Raw genomic sequence first — 13,747 nt, 5'->3', positions numbered from 1 at the left:
TACGAAAATCTTGCAGGAGACATTATGAAAGTTATGCGTACCACTGTCGCAACTGTTGTCGCCGCGACCTTATCTCTGAGTGCTTTCTCTGTATTCGCAGAAGCAAGCCTGACTGGCGCTGGTGCAACCTTCCCTGCGCCGGTGTATGCCAAATGGGCGGATACCTACCAGAAAGAAACCGGTAACAAGGTTAACTACCAGGGTATCGGCTCCTCCGGTGGCGTGAAACAAATTACCGCTAACACCGTTGATTTCGGTGCATCAGATGCTCCACTGACTGATGAAAAACTGGCTCAGGAAGGCCTGTTCCAGTTCCCAACCGTTATCGGTGGTGTGGTTCTGGCGGTCAACCTGCCAGGTGTGAAATCTGGTGAGCTGGTGCTGGACGGTAAAACCCTGGGTGACATCTACCTGGGTAAAATCAAAAAATGGGATGACGAAGCAATTGCTAAACTCAACCCAGGCCTGAAACTGCCTTCTCAGAACATCGCTGTGGTTCGCCGTGCGGATGGTTCTGGTACCTCTTTCGTGTTCACCAGCTACCTGGCAAAAGTGAACGAAGAGTGGAAATCTAAAGTCGGTTCTGGCTCTACCGTTAACTGGCCAACCGGTCTGGGCGGTAAAGGTAACGACGGTATCGCCGCGTTCGTACAGCGTCTGCCTGGTTCTATCGGTTACGTAGAGTATGCGTACGCGAAACAGAACAACCTGTCTTACACCAAACTGCTGTCTGCAGATGGTAAGCCAGTGAGTCCAACCGAAGAGAACTTTGCTAATGCCGCCAAAGGCGCTGACTGGAGCAAATCCTTCGCACAGGATCTGACTAACCAGAAAGGCGAAGGTGCATGGCCAATCACCTCTACCACGTTCATTCTGGTTCACAAAGAGCAGAAGAAACCTGAGCAGGGTACTGAAGTGCTGAAATTCTTCGACTGGGCATACAAAAACGGCAATAAACAGGCTAACGACCTGGATTACGCTAGCCTGCCAGACAGCGTGGTTGAGCAGATTCGTGCTGCATGGAAAACCAACGTGAAAGACAGTAGCGGTAAAGCGCTGTACTAACAGGATATTTTTGACGAAGATGGCGGGTGGCGCTAACGCTAACCCGCCCTACGGTTCAAGCTGTAGGCCCGGTTAGCGTTAGCGCCACCGGGCATATTCGTAAGACGTTTTTAACAGAAGAGTGATTTATGGCTGCAACCAAGCCTGCATTTAACCCTCCGGGTAAAAAAGGTGACATGATTTTCAGCGCGCTGGTCAGACTGGCTGCGCTGATTGTGCTATTGCTGCTGGGCGGCATTATCGTGTCTCTGATTTTCTCCTCCTGGCCGAGCATCCAGAAATTCGGTTTCTCCTTCCTGTGGAGTAAAGAGTGGGATGCGCCGAACGATATCTACGGTGCGCTGGTCCCCATTTACGGCACGCTGGTGACCTCATTCATTGCCCTGCTGATTGCCGTTCCGGTGAGCTTCGGTATTGCCCTGTTCCTGACAGAGCTGGCACCAGGCTGGTTGCGACGTCCACTGGGTATCGCCATTGAACTGTTGGCTGCTATTCCCAGTATCGTTTACGGCATGTGGGGGCTGTTTATCTTTGCTCCGCTGTTCGCAACGTACTTCCAGGAGCCGGTAGGTAATATCCTCTCTGCAATTCCGTTTGTGGGCGCGCTGTTCTCAGGCCCGGCATTCGGCATCGGTATTCTGGCTGCAGGTGTGATCCTGGCCATCATGATTATTCCGTACATTGCGGCTGTTATGCGCGATGTCTTCGAACAAACCCCGGTGATGATGAAAGAGTCGGCCTACGGTATCGGCTGCACCACCTGGGAAGTTATCTGGCGCATCGTCCTGCCGTTCACCAAAAATGGGGTGATAGGCGGCGTGATGCTGGGTCTGGGTCGTGCTCTGGGTGAAACGATGGCAGTCACCTTTATTATCGGTAACACCTACCAGCTCGACAGCGCCTCGCTCTACATGCCAGGTAACAGTATTACGTCTGCACTGGCGAACGAATTTGCCGAAGCGGAATCCGGGCTGCACGTTGCTGCGCTGATGGAACTGGGCCTGATCCTGTTTGTTATCACCTTCATTGTCCTGGCGATTTCCAAGCTGATGATTATGCGCCTGGCTAAAAATGAGGGGGCACGCTAATGGCGACTCTCGAAATGCAAAGCACCGCTGAACTGGCGGAATCCCGCCGCAAGATGCAGGCCAAGCGCCGCATCAAGAACCGTATTGCACTGACGCTCTCTATGGCGACGATGGCATTCGGTCTGTTCTGGCTGGTCTGGATCCTCTTCTCTACCGTTGTTCGCGGTATTGATGGCATGTCGCTGGCAATGTTTACCGAAATGACCCCGCCGCCAAATACTGCAGGTGGTGGTCTGGCGAACGCCCTGGCGGGTAGCGGCCTGTTGATCCTGTGGGCAACGATCTTCGGTACCCCACTGGGCATCATGGCGGGTATCTACCTGGCAGAATATGGCCGTAAATCCTGGCTGGCGGAAGTTATTCGCTTCATCAACGACATTCTGCTTTCTGCCCCGTCTATCGTGGTCGGTCTGTTCGTCTACACCATCGTTGTGGCACAGATGGAGCACTTCTCCGGTTGGGCTGGTGTGATTGCACTGGCGCTGTTACAGGTACCGATTGTCATCCGCACCACCGAGAACATGCTGAAGCTGGTGCCAGACAGTCTGCGTGAAGCGGCTTACGCACTGGGAACACCGAAATGGAAAATGATCTCCGCCATTACGCTGAAAGCGTCAATCTCCGGGATCATGACCGGTGTTCTGCTGGCAGTTGCGCGTATTGCGGGTGAAACGGCACCTCTGCTGTTCACGTCGCTCTCCAACCAGTTCTGGAGCACGGATATGATGCAGCCAATCGCCAACCTGCCGGTGACAATCTTTAAATTTGCGATGAGCCCATTCGCGGAGTGGCAGCAACTGGCCTGGGCCGGGGTGCTGATCATTACCCTTTGTGTACTGTTGCTGAATATTCTGGCGCGCGTCATTTTCGCGAAGAAGAAACACGGTTAATTTTTTACGGCGCGGCACCTCGCGGCGTCGAATGAGGAAATGAGTCAATGAGTATGGTTGATACTGCCCCGGGTAAGATTCAGGTTCGTGATTTGAACTTCTACTACGGCAAATTCCATGCCCTGAAGAATATCAACCTGGATATCGCGAAGAACCAGGTCACGGCATTCATCGGTCCGTCTGGCTGTGGTAAATCCACCCTGCTGCGTACCTTTAACAAGATGTATTCGCTCTATCCGGAGCAGCGTGCCGAAGGCGAAATCATCCTGGACGGTGACAACATTCTGACCAATACCCAGGATATCGCCCTGCTGCGTGCGAAAGTGGGTATGGTGTTCCAGAAACCCACGCCGTTCCCGATGTCGATTTATGACAACATCGCGTTTGGTGTGCGTCTGTTTGAAAAGCTGTCTCGTACCGATATGGACGAGCGCGTGCAGTGGGCTTTGACCAAGGCCGCATTATGGAACGAAACCAAAGATAAGTTACACCAGAGCGGTTACTCTCTCTCCGGTGGTCAGCAACAGCGTCTGTGCATTGCGCGTGGTATCGCTATTCGCCCGGAAGTGTTGCTGCTTGATGAGCCGTGTTCAGCACTGGATCCGATCTCAACCGGGCGTATCGAAGAGCTGATCACCGAGCTGAAGCAGGATTACACCGTGGTGATTGTGACCCACAACATGCAGCAGGCGGCACGTTGTTCAGACCACACGGCGTTTATGTACCTGGGCGAGTTGATTGAGTTCAGTAACACGGACGATCTGTTCACCAAGCCCGCGAAAAAGCAAACAGAAGACTACATCACCGGTCGCTACGGTTGATTCAGGAGTGCGCTATGGACAATCTCAATCTTAACAAACACATTTCCGGCCAGTTTAACGCCGAGCTGGAAAGCATCCGCACTCAGGTGATGACCATGGGCGGCATGGTGGAGCAGCAGCTTTCTGATGCGATCACCGCGATGCACAATCAGGATAGCGAGCTGGCGAAGCGCGTTATCGAAGGCGACAAAAACGTCAACATGATGGAAGTGGCCATCGACGAGGCTTGCGTGCGCATTATTGCCAAGCGCCAGCCAACGGCGAGCGACCTGCGTCTGGTGATGGCGATCATCAAAACTATCGCCGAGCTGGAACGCATTGGTGACGTTGCGGATAAAATCTGCCGTACCGCACTGGAGAAATTCTCGCAGCAGCACCAGCCGCTGTTGGTTAGCCTGGAGTCGCTGGGTCGCCACACCGTGCAGATGCTGCACGACGTGCTGGATGCCTTTGCGCGTATGGATCTGGACGAAGCGGTGCGTATTTACCGTGAAGACAAGAAAGTTGACCAGGAGTATGAAGGCATCGTGCGTCAGCTGATGACCTACATGATGGAAGATTCACGTACGATCCCAAGCGTACTGACCGCCCTGTTCTGTGCGCGCTCAATTGAGCGTATCGGCGACCGCTGCCAGAACATTTGCGAATACATCTTCTACTTCGTGAAAGGTCAGGACTTCCGTCATGTGGGCGGCGACGAGCTGGATAAGCTGCTGGCAGATAAAGATCAGAAGGCGTGAGGTTTGTGGCGGGTGGCGCTAACGCTTACCCGCCCTACGTATGCCATGCAGGCCGGATGGGTGTTAGCACCATCCGGCTTTGTTTTTTCAGCGTGTGATATTCCACCCGCGTGCCTTCCACAGTTCTGGCAGCTGTGCCAGATCGGTAAACGTCGTCACTTTTGGATGATCGATCGGTTTGTTGTGCGGATCGGCACAGAAGTAAAACACCTCCATTCCCGCATCAATCCCCGACTGCGCACCCGCCATAGAGTCGTCCACCAGAATACAGTTTTCTACGTTGACGCTCATCGCCTTCGCCGCATGGAACATCAGTGCCGGGTCTGGCTTCCAGCGCTGAATATCGTAACCACTGAACAGTTTTTCCGGGAAGTGGTGCAACATATCCAGTTTACCCAGCGAGTGCTGCATTTTGCTGACCGGGCCATTAGAGACCACGCAGATTGGCACCGTCATCGCATCCAGTAACCTGTTTGCACCAGTAATGACGTCAAGTTCAGCGTCGAACAGACGTGCGACTTCGGCACGGTATACCGGCTCCAGATCCGCTTTCACCAAATCCACATCGTGTTCTTCGTTAATGATGTCGATGATCTCGTAGAGCTTCACGCCCTTAAAGCGCCTGAACACCTCTTTGAGCTCGAGCGTGATGCCAAATTCCTGGAACATGGTGACATACGCGCGGGAACAAATGACTTCACTGTCGACCAGCGTACCGTCGCAGTCGAAAAATACCGCTTCAATTCCGGACATGCCTTTCCCTTTTAACAAGTTTAACGTTTACGTACTGCAGTTTTACGAGACGCAATCGTTGCCGTATAAGCAAAACCAATGAAAAAAAGTATCCCGCAACTGCCCTTATTGTCGCATTTTGGTATAGGATAGCGACGAATTTTCCCTCCTTGTTCGGAAATTGATGATGAGTCAACAACACACTACCCAGACATCTGGTCAGGGGCTGCTTGAGCGCGTGTTTAAACTGCGCGAGCATGGCACAACGGCACGCACCGAAGTGATCGCCGGTTTCACCACCTTCCTGACGATGGTCTATATCGTTTTTGTTAACCCACAAATTCTGGGCGTTGCTGGCATGGATACCAGCGCCGTCTTCGTGACCACCTGTCTGATCGCTGCGCTGGGCAGCATTCTGATGGGGGTATTTGCCAACCTGCCTGTTGCTCTGGCTCCGGCGATGGGTCTGAATGCGTTCTTCGCGTTCGTGGTCGTTCAGGCTATGGGTCTGCCGTGGCAAGTGGGGATGGGGGCTATCTTCTGGGGTGCTATGGGTCTGCTGCTGCTGACCATTTTCCGCGTGCGTTACTGGATGATTGCCAATATTCCGGTGAGCCTGCGTGTAGGTATTACCAGCGGTATCGGCCTGTTCATCGGTATGATGGGGCTGAAAAATGCGGGTGTTATCGTGGCTAACCCGGATACGCTGGTCAGCATTGGTCACCTGACATCCCATAACGTGCTGCTGGGTGTGCTGGGCTTCTTTATCATCGCGATTCTGGCCTCCCGTAACATTCATGCGGCGGTACTGGTTTCCATCGTGATCACCACGCTGCTGGGCTGGATGCTGGGCGACGTTCACTACAACGGTATCGTCTCCGCTCCGCCGAGTGTTTCTACGGTTATTGGTCACGTTGACCTGGCCGGTTCTTTGAACCTGGGTCTGGCGGGCGTGATTTTCTCCTTCATGCTGGTGAACCTGTTTGACTCCTCCGGTACGCTGATTGGCGTGACTGACAAAGCGGGTCTGGCCGATGAAAAAGGCAAATTCCCGCGCATGAAGCAGGCGCTGTTTGTCGACAGTATCTCCTCCGTTGTTGGTTCCTTTATCGGTACCTCTTCCGTTACCGCGTATATTGAATCCTCTTCTGGTGTGTCCGTTGGCGGTCGTACCGGTCTGACGGCGGTTGTGGTCGGTATTCTGTTCCTGCTGGTGATTTTCCTTTCCCCGCTGGCCGGGATGGTTCCACCGTATGCGGCAGCCGGTGCGCTGATTTACGTGGGCGTACTGATGACCTCAAGCCTGGCTCGCGTGAAGTGGGAAGACTTGACCGAAGCGGTTCCTGCCTTTATTACCGCGGTGATGATGCCGTTCAGCTTCTCTATCACTGAAGGTATCGCGCTGGGCTTCATCTCTTATTGCGTGATGAAGATCGGTACCGGTCGTTTCCGCGACCTCAGCCCATGCGTGATCATTGTGGCGCTGCTGTTTGTGCTGAAGATTGTGTTCATCGACGCGAAATAAACAGCAAGCTCTTTTCTTCGAAAAGGGCTTTAGTGTTTGCACCCTCTCCCGTGGGAGAGGGCTGAGGTGAGGGCATCAGCCCGCACCTCTTTTACGCTTTGACCCGCTTAATATAATCCCCAAACGCGGTCAGTTGGCCAGAGAGATGGTCACGCGTGCTCTGATCCACCACATCACCCGTCTGCGGGTCGACCTTGTTTTGAATCACTCCGCCCATAAATTCCGGCTTGTTCATTACCATTGCATCCAGGAATACCAGGATCTGGCGCAGGTGATACTGACAGCGAGCACCGCCAATGGCACCCATTGAACTGGTTTGGATCAACACTGGTTTACCCGAGAGCGGCTGCTCCGGCAAACGTGATAGCCAGTCGATGGCATTCTTCAGACCGCCTGGAACCGAGTAGTTATACTCCGGCGTCACAATAACCACGCCATCAGCCTGACGAATTTGCGCTGCCAGGGCTTCCACGCTCTGCGGGAAGCCTTCTTCCTGCTGTACATCCGCATCATAAAGCGGAATATCGCCAATGGACGGCAGGGCGTTAATCTCCATTCCTGCTGGTGCCAGCTGTGGCAACGTGCGGGCAACCATCCCGTTAAATGAACCTTTGCGCAGGCTTCCCAGTAACGTAACAACTTTCAACGTATCAGACATGATTACTCCTGTTTCATCATGATGACCCTGAATGGATCAGCTAAGGGTAAATGCTTTTTCTGCCGGTAAACTGGTTAATCTCATCAGGCGTGCAGCGGGCTCGTTGGCGCGTTCGGGCACATCCGGAAGGCTACGCCATCCGCGCGTGCTGTCAAATTCCCAAATTTTCAGCCGCTCAATAGCAGGGGTGACGGCAATAGACCAGATTAAGACATCCTCTGCGTCGCTGAGCGCTTCTACCAGTGCGGTTTTGGTGGCTCGCAGGCGTCCGGAGCCGGGAAGTAACTGCACCAGGCTGGCATCGTCTGATGCGCAGCCGCAGAGCTTACGAATGCTCTGGCGCAAGGTGATGAGCTGAGCCCTGGCCTCGATGGGATCGTTTTGGTTACGTACCCACAGCTGCTCATTGCTGGAAAGTGGGTAATCGTCGTGCGGGTTCGCGCTGTGAAAACCTCGGGTGGCGCGCTGAAGTTCCATATCCAGCCCGCAGTCACCCTCGGTGGTGAGCGCTATACCAATAATGTTGCCCGTGTAAGCAATGGAAAAACGGGGCAGCTCCGGGTCGGCAAAGACCGGACGACCTTCCGGTTGGGTGATGATGTCTGGCAGTTCACTGGTGCCGTACAGCATAAACAGCAGTTCAGCGAGAAGTGCCCGGGAAGCTAAAAAACGCGTCCGGCGGTGCTCAGGAAGTGTGCGTGCCTCGCTGTGGCACGCTGAAGAAATTCTGGCTGATACGAGATGCCCTTCTGTCAGTATCCCTCTTGCAAAGTGCGTAGCCATTTTTCGCTCCTTGATAATGGTTGTAGTCAGGTTAAACGATTACATCATTATCGCTTAACTTAGCTTCTGTTTTAATCAGTAAATGGGAGTAAGAGAAGCCTGAGGACCGAACTTTACATTTTCTTAGGCAAAAATTGGATCGCTAGCGCAGTGGCGCACCATACAGCGCTTTGATTGTTTCCCGCAGCCAGAGGATTTTTGGATTATGGCTGTTCCGTTTATGCCAGATCAGCGTGAAGGGCACGGTAAGCTTTTCAGCCTGCGTTTCATCGATAGGTATGGGAAGGGTGATCAGCTTGCGCTGGTGGAGCTGATTATAGTGGTGGCAGTAGTGCGGCGCGGTGGCAATGTAGTTGTGGCCGGGTTGCGCTGCCATAAACATCGACTGCTCAAAGCCGGGTAAGCTCATGGCGATATTGCGTTCGCGCCCCATCTCTTTCAGCACCTCATCAAGCGCCCAGGTGTCGCTGCGTTCCCAGAAGATGCTGATATGCGGGTAGCGCAGGAACGTCTCCAGGTTCCACTCTTCCTGCAGTGCAGGGTGATCTTCGCGCAGATAAACACACGGACGGTCACTAAACAGGATCTCGTAGTCGATAAACCACGGTAACAGCTTCAGCAGCTCGCGAGATCGCGGGTGCGTTTCGCGGCCTGTGAAGCCAAGATCCACTTCCCCGCGGGTAATGGCATCCAGCGAGTCGTAATCCCAGTTGCGCATTTTCACCGTAGCCTGCGGATAGCGCTGATTTACCTGCTCCAGCAAGGCATTGAAGCGGATCAGCATCAGCGGGGTTTCCGCTGCCAGCACAAACTTCAGGCCGCCGGGGGAGTCATGGTGGAATTTGTCGAGGATCTGATTACCAATCTGCATCCAGTCGGCCAGATCCTGCTCCAGGCTCACCGTCAGCGGTGTCGGTAACAACCCCAGCGGCGTTTTCACAAACAGCGGGTCTTCAAACCAGTCGCGCAGCTTCGCCAGTGATTTACTCACCGCAGACGGTGTGACGTTCATCCGTTTCGCGGCTTTGGTGACGCTGCGCTCCTGCAGCAAAAGCTGCAGGCATAGCAATAAGTTAAGATCGAGACTGCTGATGGGTTTCTTCATAATGCGCCACAGGCTGGATGACGATAAGCAAGGTGATGCAGAGCATGCTACAGCCAATCAGTATCCCGATCAGCATATTCAGCGCATTAAGGCCGATAACTGCCGCCAGCCAAATCCACAGTGATGAACCACAGACCTGCGCGATACCCAGCACTGAGCTTGCCACGCCAGCTCGCAGCGAAAATGGACCCAGTGCCTGGCTCATCGCGACACCAAAACCGACGGAGAATCCGGCGCAAATCAGGGTGATACCCGCAAGCATAATCGCGTGCGAGCTGGTGGTCGCCAGAATCACACCTGCAGCCAGGAACAACGCCTGTGAGGTCAGCATCAGCGTGCGCTGGCTGAAGACATTCAGTGCAAACGGCGTGGAGAATGACACGGCCATACTGACCATTGCGGTTAACGCCATCACTGTTGAATATTCCCCGCGATCAAAACCCATCGTTTCCATCAGTAACACCGGGGAAACGTTTACATAGGTCAGGATCACCGCCACGCTTAGCGTGGTGACCAACAACCGGCTAATGAAAAAGCGATTGAGGAGTTTCTCCGCCGGGTGAATCGTTGCGGTATGTCCCGTATTTTGCGCGCCAGGGTGCGTTTCTTTCAGCACCGCGATCGACAAAATAAAGACCAGTGCCCCCATTGCCGACATTGTCCAGAAAAGGCTCTGCCACGGGAATTTCAGCATGATGAGATATCCCACGACAGGTGCCAGTACCGGGATAATACAGGTGATGCCGTTTAGCATGGAGAGCACTTTGGCACGGCGCTGAGCGCTTAAGGTGTCGCGCAAAATCGCGAAGGCCACAACGTAACAACTGCCAGCGCCAATTCCCTGGACAAAGCGCCCCGCCAGGAACAATGTGCTGTCCTGTGCCAGTGAGCAGAGTACGGAAGCCAGCGCAAAAATCACCGCGCCTGTGATGGCAACAGGTTGACGACCTGCCTTGTCCGCAATCTTTCCGGCAAACACCATCGACGACGCCATACCTGCGAGGTAGGCCGAAAACGCAATATGCAGCTGCGCTTCGCTGGCACCGAGGTCGCTGGCGATATGTGGTAACCCCACCAGATACATATCAATGCCTGATGGATAAAGCAGAACCAGTGCAAAACTACAAAACAGAAAACGAGCCATAAACCCCCCATAGAGACAGGCAAGCAGAATAGGGGGATAAAGGGGAAGATGCGAGTTGCCATTTGGACAATGGTGATTTCCTGAGAGGAAATCACCATGTGTTAGCGGAAATTACTTACCAATACAGAAGCTCGAGAAGATCCTTCCCAGCAAATCATCCGACGTAAACTCCCCGGTGATCTCACTCAGATTTTGCTGCGCCAGGCGCAGCTCTTCCGCCAGCAGTTCACCCGCCCATGCGCCAATCAACTGTGCTTTACCCTGAACAAGGTGGTTTGCTGCCTCTTCCAGCGCCTGCAGATGACGACGACGCGCCAGGAAGCCGCCTTCCATGCTGGTGTCAAAGCCCATGCTCTGCTTAAGGTGGTTACGCAGGTCATCCACGCCTTCGCCAGTACGTGCCGACAGGCGGATCAGTGAGTGACCATTCACATCGCTGATGCCCAGCGTTTCGCCAGTGACGTCGGCTTTGTTACGCACCACGGTGATTGGCAGTTTGGCTGGCAGACGGGCGATAAAGTCTGGCCAGATGTCCGCCGGGTCAACCGCGCTGGTGGTTGTGCCATCCACCATAAACAACACGCGGTCGGCCTGCTCAATTTCCTGCCAGGCGCGCTCGATACCAATGCGCTCTACTTCATCGCTGGCATCGCGCAGACCCGCAGTATCAATAATGTGCAGCGGCATCCCGTCGATGTGAATATGCTCGCGCAGTACGTCACGGGTGGTGCCGGCAATGTCAGTGACGATCGCCGCTTCACGGCCTGCCAGCGCGTTCAGGAGGCTCGATTTTCCGGCGTTAGGACGACCGGCAATCACCACCTTCATCCCTTCACGCAGCAGGCTGCCCTGACGCGCTTCGGCACGGACCGCATCGAGATCGGCCATCACGCTGTTGAGCTGGGCTTCAATTTTGCCGTCAGAGAGGAAGTCGATCTCCTCATCCGGGAAGTCGATGGCCGCTTCGACGTAGATCCGCAGGTGAGTAAGTGCTTCCACAAGATGATTCACGCGGGCAGAAAATGCTCCCTGCAGCGAGTTCAGCGCGGAGCGGGCCGCTTGTTCAGAGCTGGCGTCGATCAGGTCGGCAATTGCCTCGGCCTGTGCCAGGTCGAGTTTGTCGTTCAGGAAAGCACGCTCGGAGAACTCACCCGGCTTCGCAATGCGCAGGCCAGGCAGGGTCAGAATGCGTTTTAACAGCAGGTCGAGGATCACCGGGCCGCCGTGACCCTGCAGCTCCAGCACATCTTCGCCGGTAAAGGAGTTCGGGCCAGGGAACCACAGCGCAATGCCCTGATCCAGCGAGGTGCCGTCGGTATCTTTAAATGGCAGATAATCAGCGTAACGCGGCTTTGGCAGTTTACCCAGCACCGCTTCAGCCACCTCGCGCGCCTTCAGGCCGGAGATACGCAGAATGCCAACACCACCGCGTCCCGGTGGGGTTGCCTGGGCGACGATAGTGTCGTTATGGCTCATGGTTTGTCTCTACAGTGTTGCAATAAAAAAAGGCGGTCAATCGACCGCCCTTATTTTAGCGTTAACTTACCTGATCAGGATTTTTTCTTTTCGCGGCTATGCAGGCCACGTTTTTCCAGACCACGGTAAATCAGCTGCTGCTGGATGATGGTCACCAGGTTGCTGACGATATAGTACAGCACCAGACCTGACGGGAACCACAGGAAGAACATGGTGAAGATGACCGGCATAAAGGTCATGATCTTCTGCTGCATCGGGTCGGTCACGGTAGTCGGAGACATCTTCTGGATGAAGAACATCGTCACACCCATCAGGATCGGCAGGATGTAGTACGGGTCCTGTGCAGACAGGTCATGGATCCACAGTGCGAACGGCGCGTGGCGCAGCTCAACGGAACCCATCAGCATGTAGTACAGCGCAAGGAAGATTGGCATCTGGATAATCAGAGGGAAGCAACCACCCAGTGGGTTCACTTTCTCTGCTTTATACAGGGCCATCATTTCCTGGCTCTGACGCTGTTTGTCATCGCCCAGACGCTCACGCATTGCCGCAATCTTCGGCTGCAGCATACGCATCTTCGCCATGGAGGTGTACTGCGCTTTAGTCAGCGGGTACATGATGCCACGAACGATGAAGGTGATAACGATGATGGAGAAGCCCCAGTTACCCAGGAAGTTGTGGATGAACTTCAGCAGCTTAAACAGCGGCTGAGAGATGAACCACAACCAGCCGTAATCCACGGTCAGATCCAGATGCGGCGCAACGGCAGCCATTTTGTCCTGGATTTCCGGGCCAACCCACAGGGTGCTGGTCAGCTTACCGGTTTGACCCGGCTGAACCAGAACCGGCTGCGATTTGTAGCCGATGGCTGCAATACCGTTACCGAGATTCGCGGTGTAGAAGTTGTTGGTACCGTCGTTGTTTGGCACCCACGCTGTGGCGAAATACTGTTGCAGCATTGCCACCCAACCGTCTTTAGCGCTGACGTTCAGGTTTTCGTTATCGGCAATGGTGTCGAATTTGTATTTCTCGTACTTCGCGTCAGGCGTGGAGTACGCCGCGCCACGGAAGGTATGCAGCGCAAAGTTGCTGCTTCCGGTGTCACGGTGAGTCGGCAAATTGATGGATTGCTTCAGCTGGCCAAAGGTCGACAGTTCCAGCGGTTTTGCACCGGTGTTCTGTACGTTGTAGCCCACGCTCACCGCATACTCACCGCGTTTCAGGGTGAAGGTTTTGGTGAAGGTGTTGCCTGCCGCATCGGTGTAGGTCATCGGGATAGCGATTTCGTTCTGACCATCAGCCAGCACGAACGCGTCTTTCTCGACGTTATACAGCGGACGCGCACCGTTAGCCGGGTTATCCGGGCCATCACGACCGGTCAGGCCGCTCTGAGCCTGGTAGATAAACTCAGGCGTGGTTTCCAGTAACTGGAACGGTTCGGTAGACTTCAGCTCTTTCGGGTAGGTCAACAGCAGCGCCTGCTCAACATCACCACCACGGGTGTTGATAGTCAGCTCAAGCACATCGGTCTTAACCGTAATCTGTTTCCCCTGGCCACTGGCCGGTACGCCCTGGTCGGCGGCGCTACCCGCTGCGGTGGTCGTGGTCTGCGTGGTCTGCTGCTGGGGTTGAGGATTTTTATCCTGCTCCCATGCCTGCCAGATCATGAAAGACACGAACAACAAAGCGATGATAAGAAGATTGCGTTGCGAATCCATCG

Annotated in this window: 13 protein-coding genes; 6 read left to right on the top strand and 7 right to left on the bottom strand. The window is 54.3% G+C overall.

Annotated elements, in window-relative coordinates; genetic code table 11:
* Positions 1 to 24 precede the first annotated feature (24 nt).
* The 5 genes from pstS to phoU all read left to right on the top strand — a co-directional run bounded on the left by pstS (position 25) and on the right by phoU (position 4,604).
* A complete protein-coding gene (gene pstS / locus HV318_RS13840; protein ID WP_182273201.1) occupies positions 25 to 1,065 on the top strand; it encodes a phosphate ABC transporter substrate-binding protein PstS in 1,041 nt (346 codons plus the stop codon).
* A 128-nt stretch (positions 1,066 to 1,193) separates the two neighbouring features.
* Positions 1,194 to 2,153: a phosphate ABC transporter permease PstC gene (gene pstC, locus HV318_RS13835; protein ID WP_182273200.1), complete on the top strand. Its 960-nt coding sequence runs from the start codon at positions 1,194 to 1,196 to the stop codon at positions 2,151 to 2,153.
* Entirely contained in the window at positions 2,153 to 3,043 is an 891-nt protein-coding gene (gene pstA, locus HV318_RS13830) for a phosphate ABC transporter permease PstA (RefSeq protein ID WP_182273199.1), read from the top strand. The genes pstC and pstA overlap by 1 nt, the downstream gene beginning before the upstream one ends.
* A 47-nt stretch (positions 3,044 to 3,090) precedes the next feature.
* Positions 3,091 to 3,864: a phosphate ABC transporter ATP-binding protein PstB gene (gene pstB, locus HV318_RS13825; RefSeq protein WP_182273198.1), complete on the top strand. Its 774-nt coding sequence runs from the start codon at positions 3,091 to 3,093 to the stop codon at positions 3,862 to 3,864.
* Between the two features lie 14 nt (positions 3,865 to 3,878).
* Positions 3,879 to 4,604: a phosphate signaling complex protein PhoU gene (gene phoU / locus HV318_RS13820; RefSeq protein ID WP_182273197.1), complete on the top strand. Its 726-nt coding sequence runs from the start codon at positions 3,879 to 3,881 to the stop codon at positions 4,602 to 4,604.
* An 87-nt stretch (positions 4,605 to 4,691) separates the two neighbouring features.
* On the opposite strand, the gene yieH is transcribed toward phoU, so the two are convergent.
* Positions 4,692 to 5,357: a 6-phosphogluconate phosphatase gene (yieH, locus tag HV318_RS13815; protein WP_182273196.1), complete on the bottom strand. Its 666-nt coding sequence runs from the start codon at positions 5,355 to 5,357 to the stop codon at positions 4,692 to 4,694.
* A 166-nt stretch (positions 5,358 to 5,523) separates the two neighbouring features.
* Here yieH and adeP point away from each other — a divergent pair, with 166 nt between their 5' ends.
* Complete coding sequence (adeP, locus tag HV318_RS13810; protein ID WP_182274600.1) at positions 5,524 to 6,861, top strand: adenine permease AdeP; 1,338 nt, start codon at positions 5,524 to 5,526, stop codon at positions 6,859 to 6,861.
* Between the two features lie 91 nt (positions 6,862 to 6,952).
* Here the strand turns inward: adeP and HV318_RS13805 are convergent, their stop codons facing one another.
* The 6 genes from HV318_RS13805 to yidC form a co-directional block, all read right to left on the bottom strand.
* Positions 6,953 to 7,519 carry an NADPH-dependent FMN reductase gene (locus HV318_RS13805; RefSeq protein WP_182273195.1) on the bottom strand — a complete coding sequence of 189 codons (567 nt, stop codon included), beginning with the start codon at positions 7,517 to 7,519 and terminating at the stop codon, positions 6,953 to 6,955.
* A gap of 36 nt (positions 7,520 to 7,555) precedes the next feature.
* A complete protein-coding gene (locus HV318_RS13800; RefSeq protein WP_182273194.1) occupies positions 7,556 to 8,302 on the bottom strand; it encodes a 4'-phosphopantetheinyl transferase family protein in 747 nt (248 codons plus the stop codon).
* 142 nt (positions 8,303 to 8,444) lie between these two features.
* Positions 8,445 to 9,407, bottom strand: a complete 963-nt coding sequence (gene yidZ / locus HV318_RS13795) for an HTH-type transcriptional regulator YidZ (protein WP_182273193.1) — start codon at positions 9,405 to 9,407, stop codon at positions 8,445 to 8,447.
* Entirely contained in the window at positions 9,376 to 10,551 is a 1,176-nt protein-coding gene (locus HV318_RS13790; protein WP_182273192.1) for an MFS transporter, read from the bottom strand. The genes yidZ and HV318_RS13790 overlap by 32 nt, the downstream gene beginning before the upstream one ends.
* Positions 10,552 to 10,662: 111 nt before the next feature.
* Entirely contained in the window at positions 10,663 to 12,027 is a 1,365-nt protein-coding gene (mnmE, locus tag HV318_RS13785) for a tRNA uridine-5-carboxymethylaminomethyl(34) synthesis GTPase MnmE (RefSeq protein ID WP_182273191.1), read from the bottom strand.
* Positions 12,028 to 12,101: 74 nt separating this feature from the next.
* The gene (gene yidC, locus HV318_RS13780; protein WP_182273190.1) at positions 12,102 to 13,745 is read right to left on the bottom strand and encodes a membrane protein insertase YidC; all 1,644 of its coding nucleotides are present in this window, start codon (positions 13,743 to 13,745) and stop codon (positions 12,102 to 12,104) included.
* Positions 13,746 to 13,747 lie beyond the last annotated feature (2 nt).

It is taken from the genome of Enterobacter sp. RHBSTW-00901 (genome assembly GCF_014103115.1).
Taxonomy (GTDB): Bacteria; Pseudomonadota; Gammaproteobacteria; order Enterobacterales; family Enterobacteriaceae; genus Enterobacter; species Enterobacter cloacae_P.
The sequence above is the reverse complement of the archived record's forward strand: the minus strand, read 5'-3'. Positions and strand labels throughout refer to the sequence as shown.

Coding starts and splice junctions, on each gene's coding strand:
- yidZ (WP_182273193.1), bottom strand. CDS start 9,407: ATGAAGAAACCCATCAGCAGTCTCGATCTTAACTTATTGCTATGCCTG.
- pstC (WP_182273200.1), top strand. CDS start 1,194: ATGGCTGCAACCAAGCCTGCATTTAACCCTCCGGGTAAAAAAGGTGAC.
- pstA (WP_182273199.1), top strand. CDS start 2,153: ATGGCGACTCTCGAAATGCAAAGCACCGCTGAACTGGCGGAATCCCGC.
- HV318_RS13805 (WP_182273195.1), bottom strand. CDS start 7,519: ATGTCTGATACGTTGAAAGTTGTTACGTTACTGGGAAGCCTGCGCAAA.
- yidC (WP_182273190.1), bottom strand. CDS start 13,745: ATGGATTCGCAACGCAATCTTCTTATCATCGCTTTGTTGTTCGTGTCT.
- phoU (WP_182273197.1), top strand. CDS start 3,879: ATGGACAATCTCAATCTTAACAAACACATTTCCGGCCAGTTTAACGCC.
- HV318_RS13790 (WP_182273192.1), bottom strand. CDS start 10,551: ATGGCTCGTTTTCTGTTTTGTAGTTTTGCACTGGTTCTGCTTTATCCA.
- pstB (WP_182273198.1), top strand. CDS start 3,091: ATGAGTATGGTTGATACTGCCCCGGGTAAGATTCAGGTTCGTGATTTG.
- adeP (WP_182274600.1), top strand. CDS start 5,524: ATGAGTCAACAACACACTACCCAGACATCTGGTCAGGGGCTGCTTGAG.
- HV318_RS13800 (WP_182273194.1), bottom strand. CDS start 8,302: ATGGCTACGCACTTTGCAAGAGGGATACTGACAGAAGGGCATCTCGTA.
- yieH (WP_182273196.1), bottom strand. CDS start 5,357: ATGTCCGGAATTGAAGCGGTATTTTTCGACTGCGACGGTACGCTGGTC.
- pstS (WP_182273201.1), top strand. CDS start 25: ATGAAAGTTATGCGTACCACTGTCGCAACTGTTGTCGCCGCGACCTTA.
- mnmE (WP_182273191.1), bottom strand. CDS start 12,027: ATGAGCCATAACGACACTATCGTCGCCCAGGCAACCCCACCGGGACGC.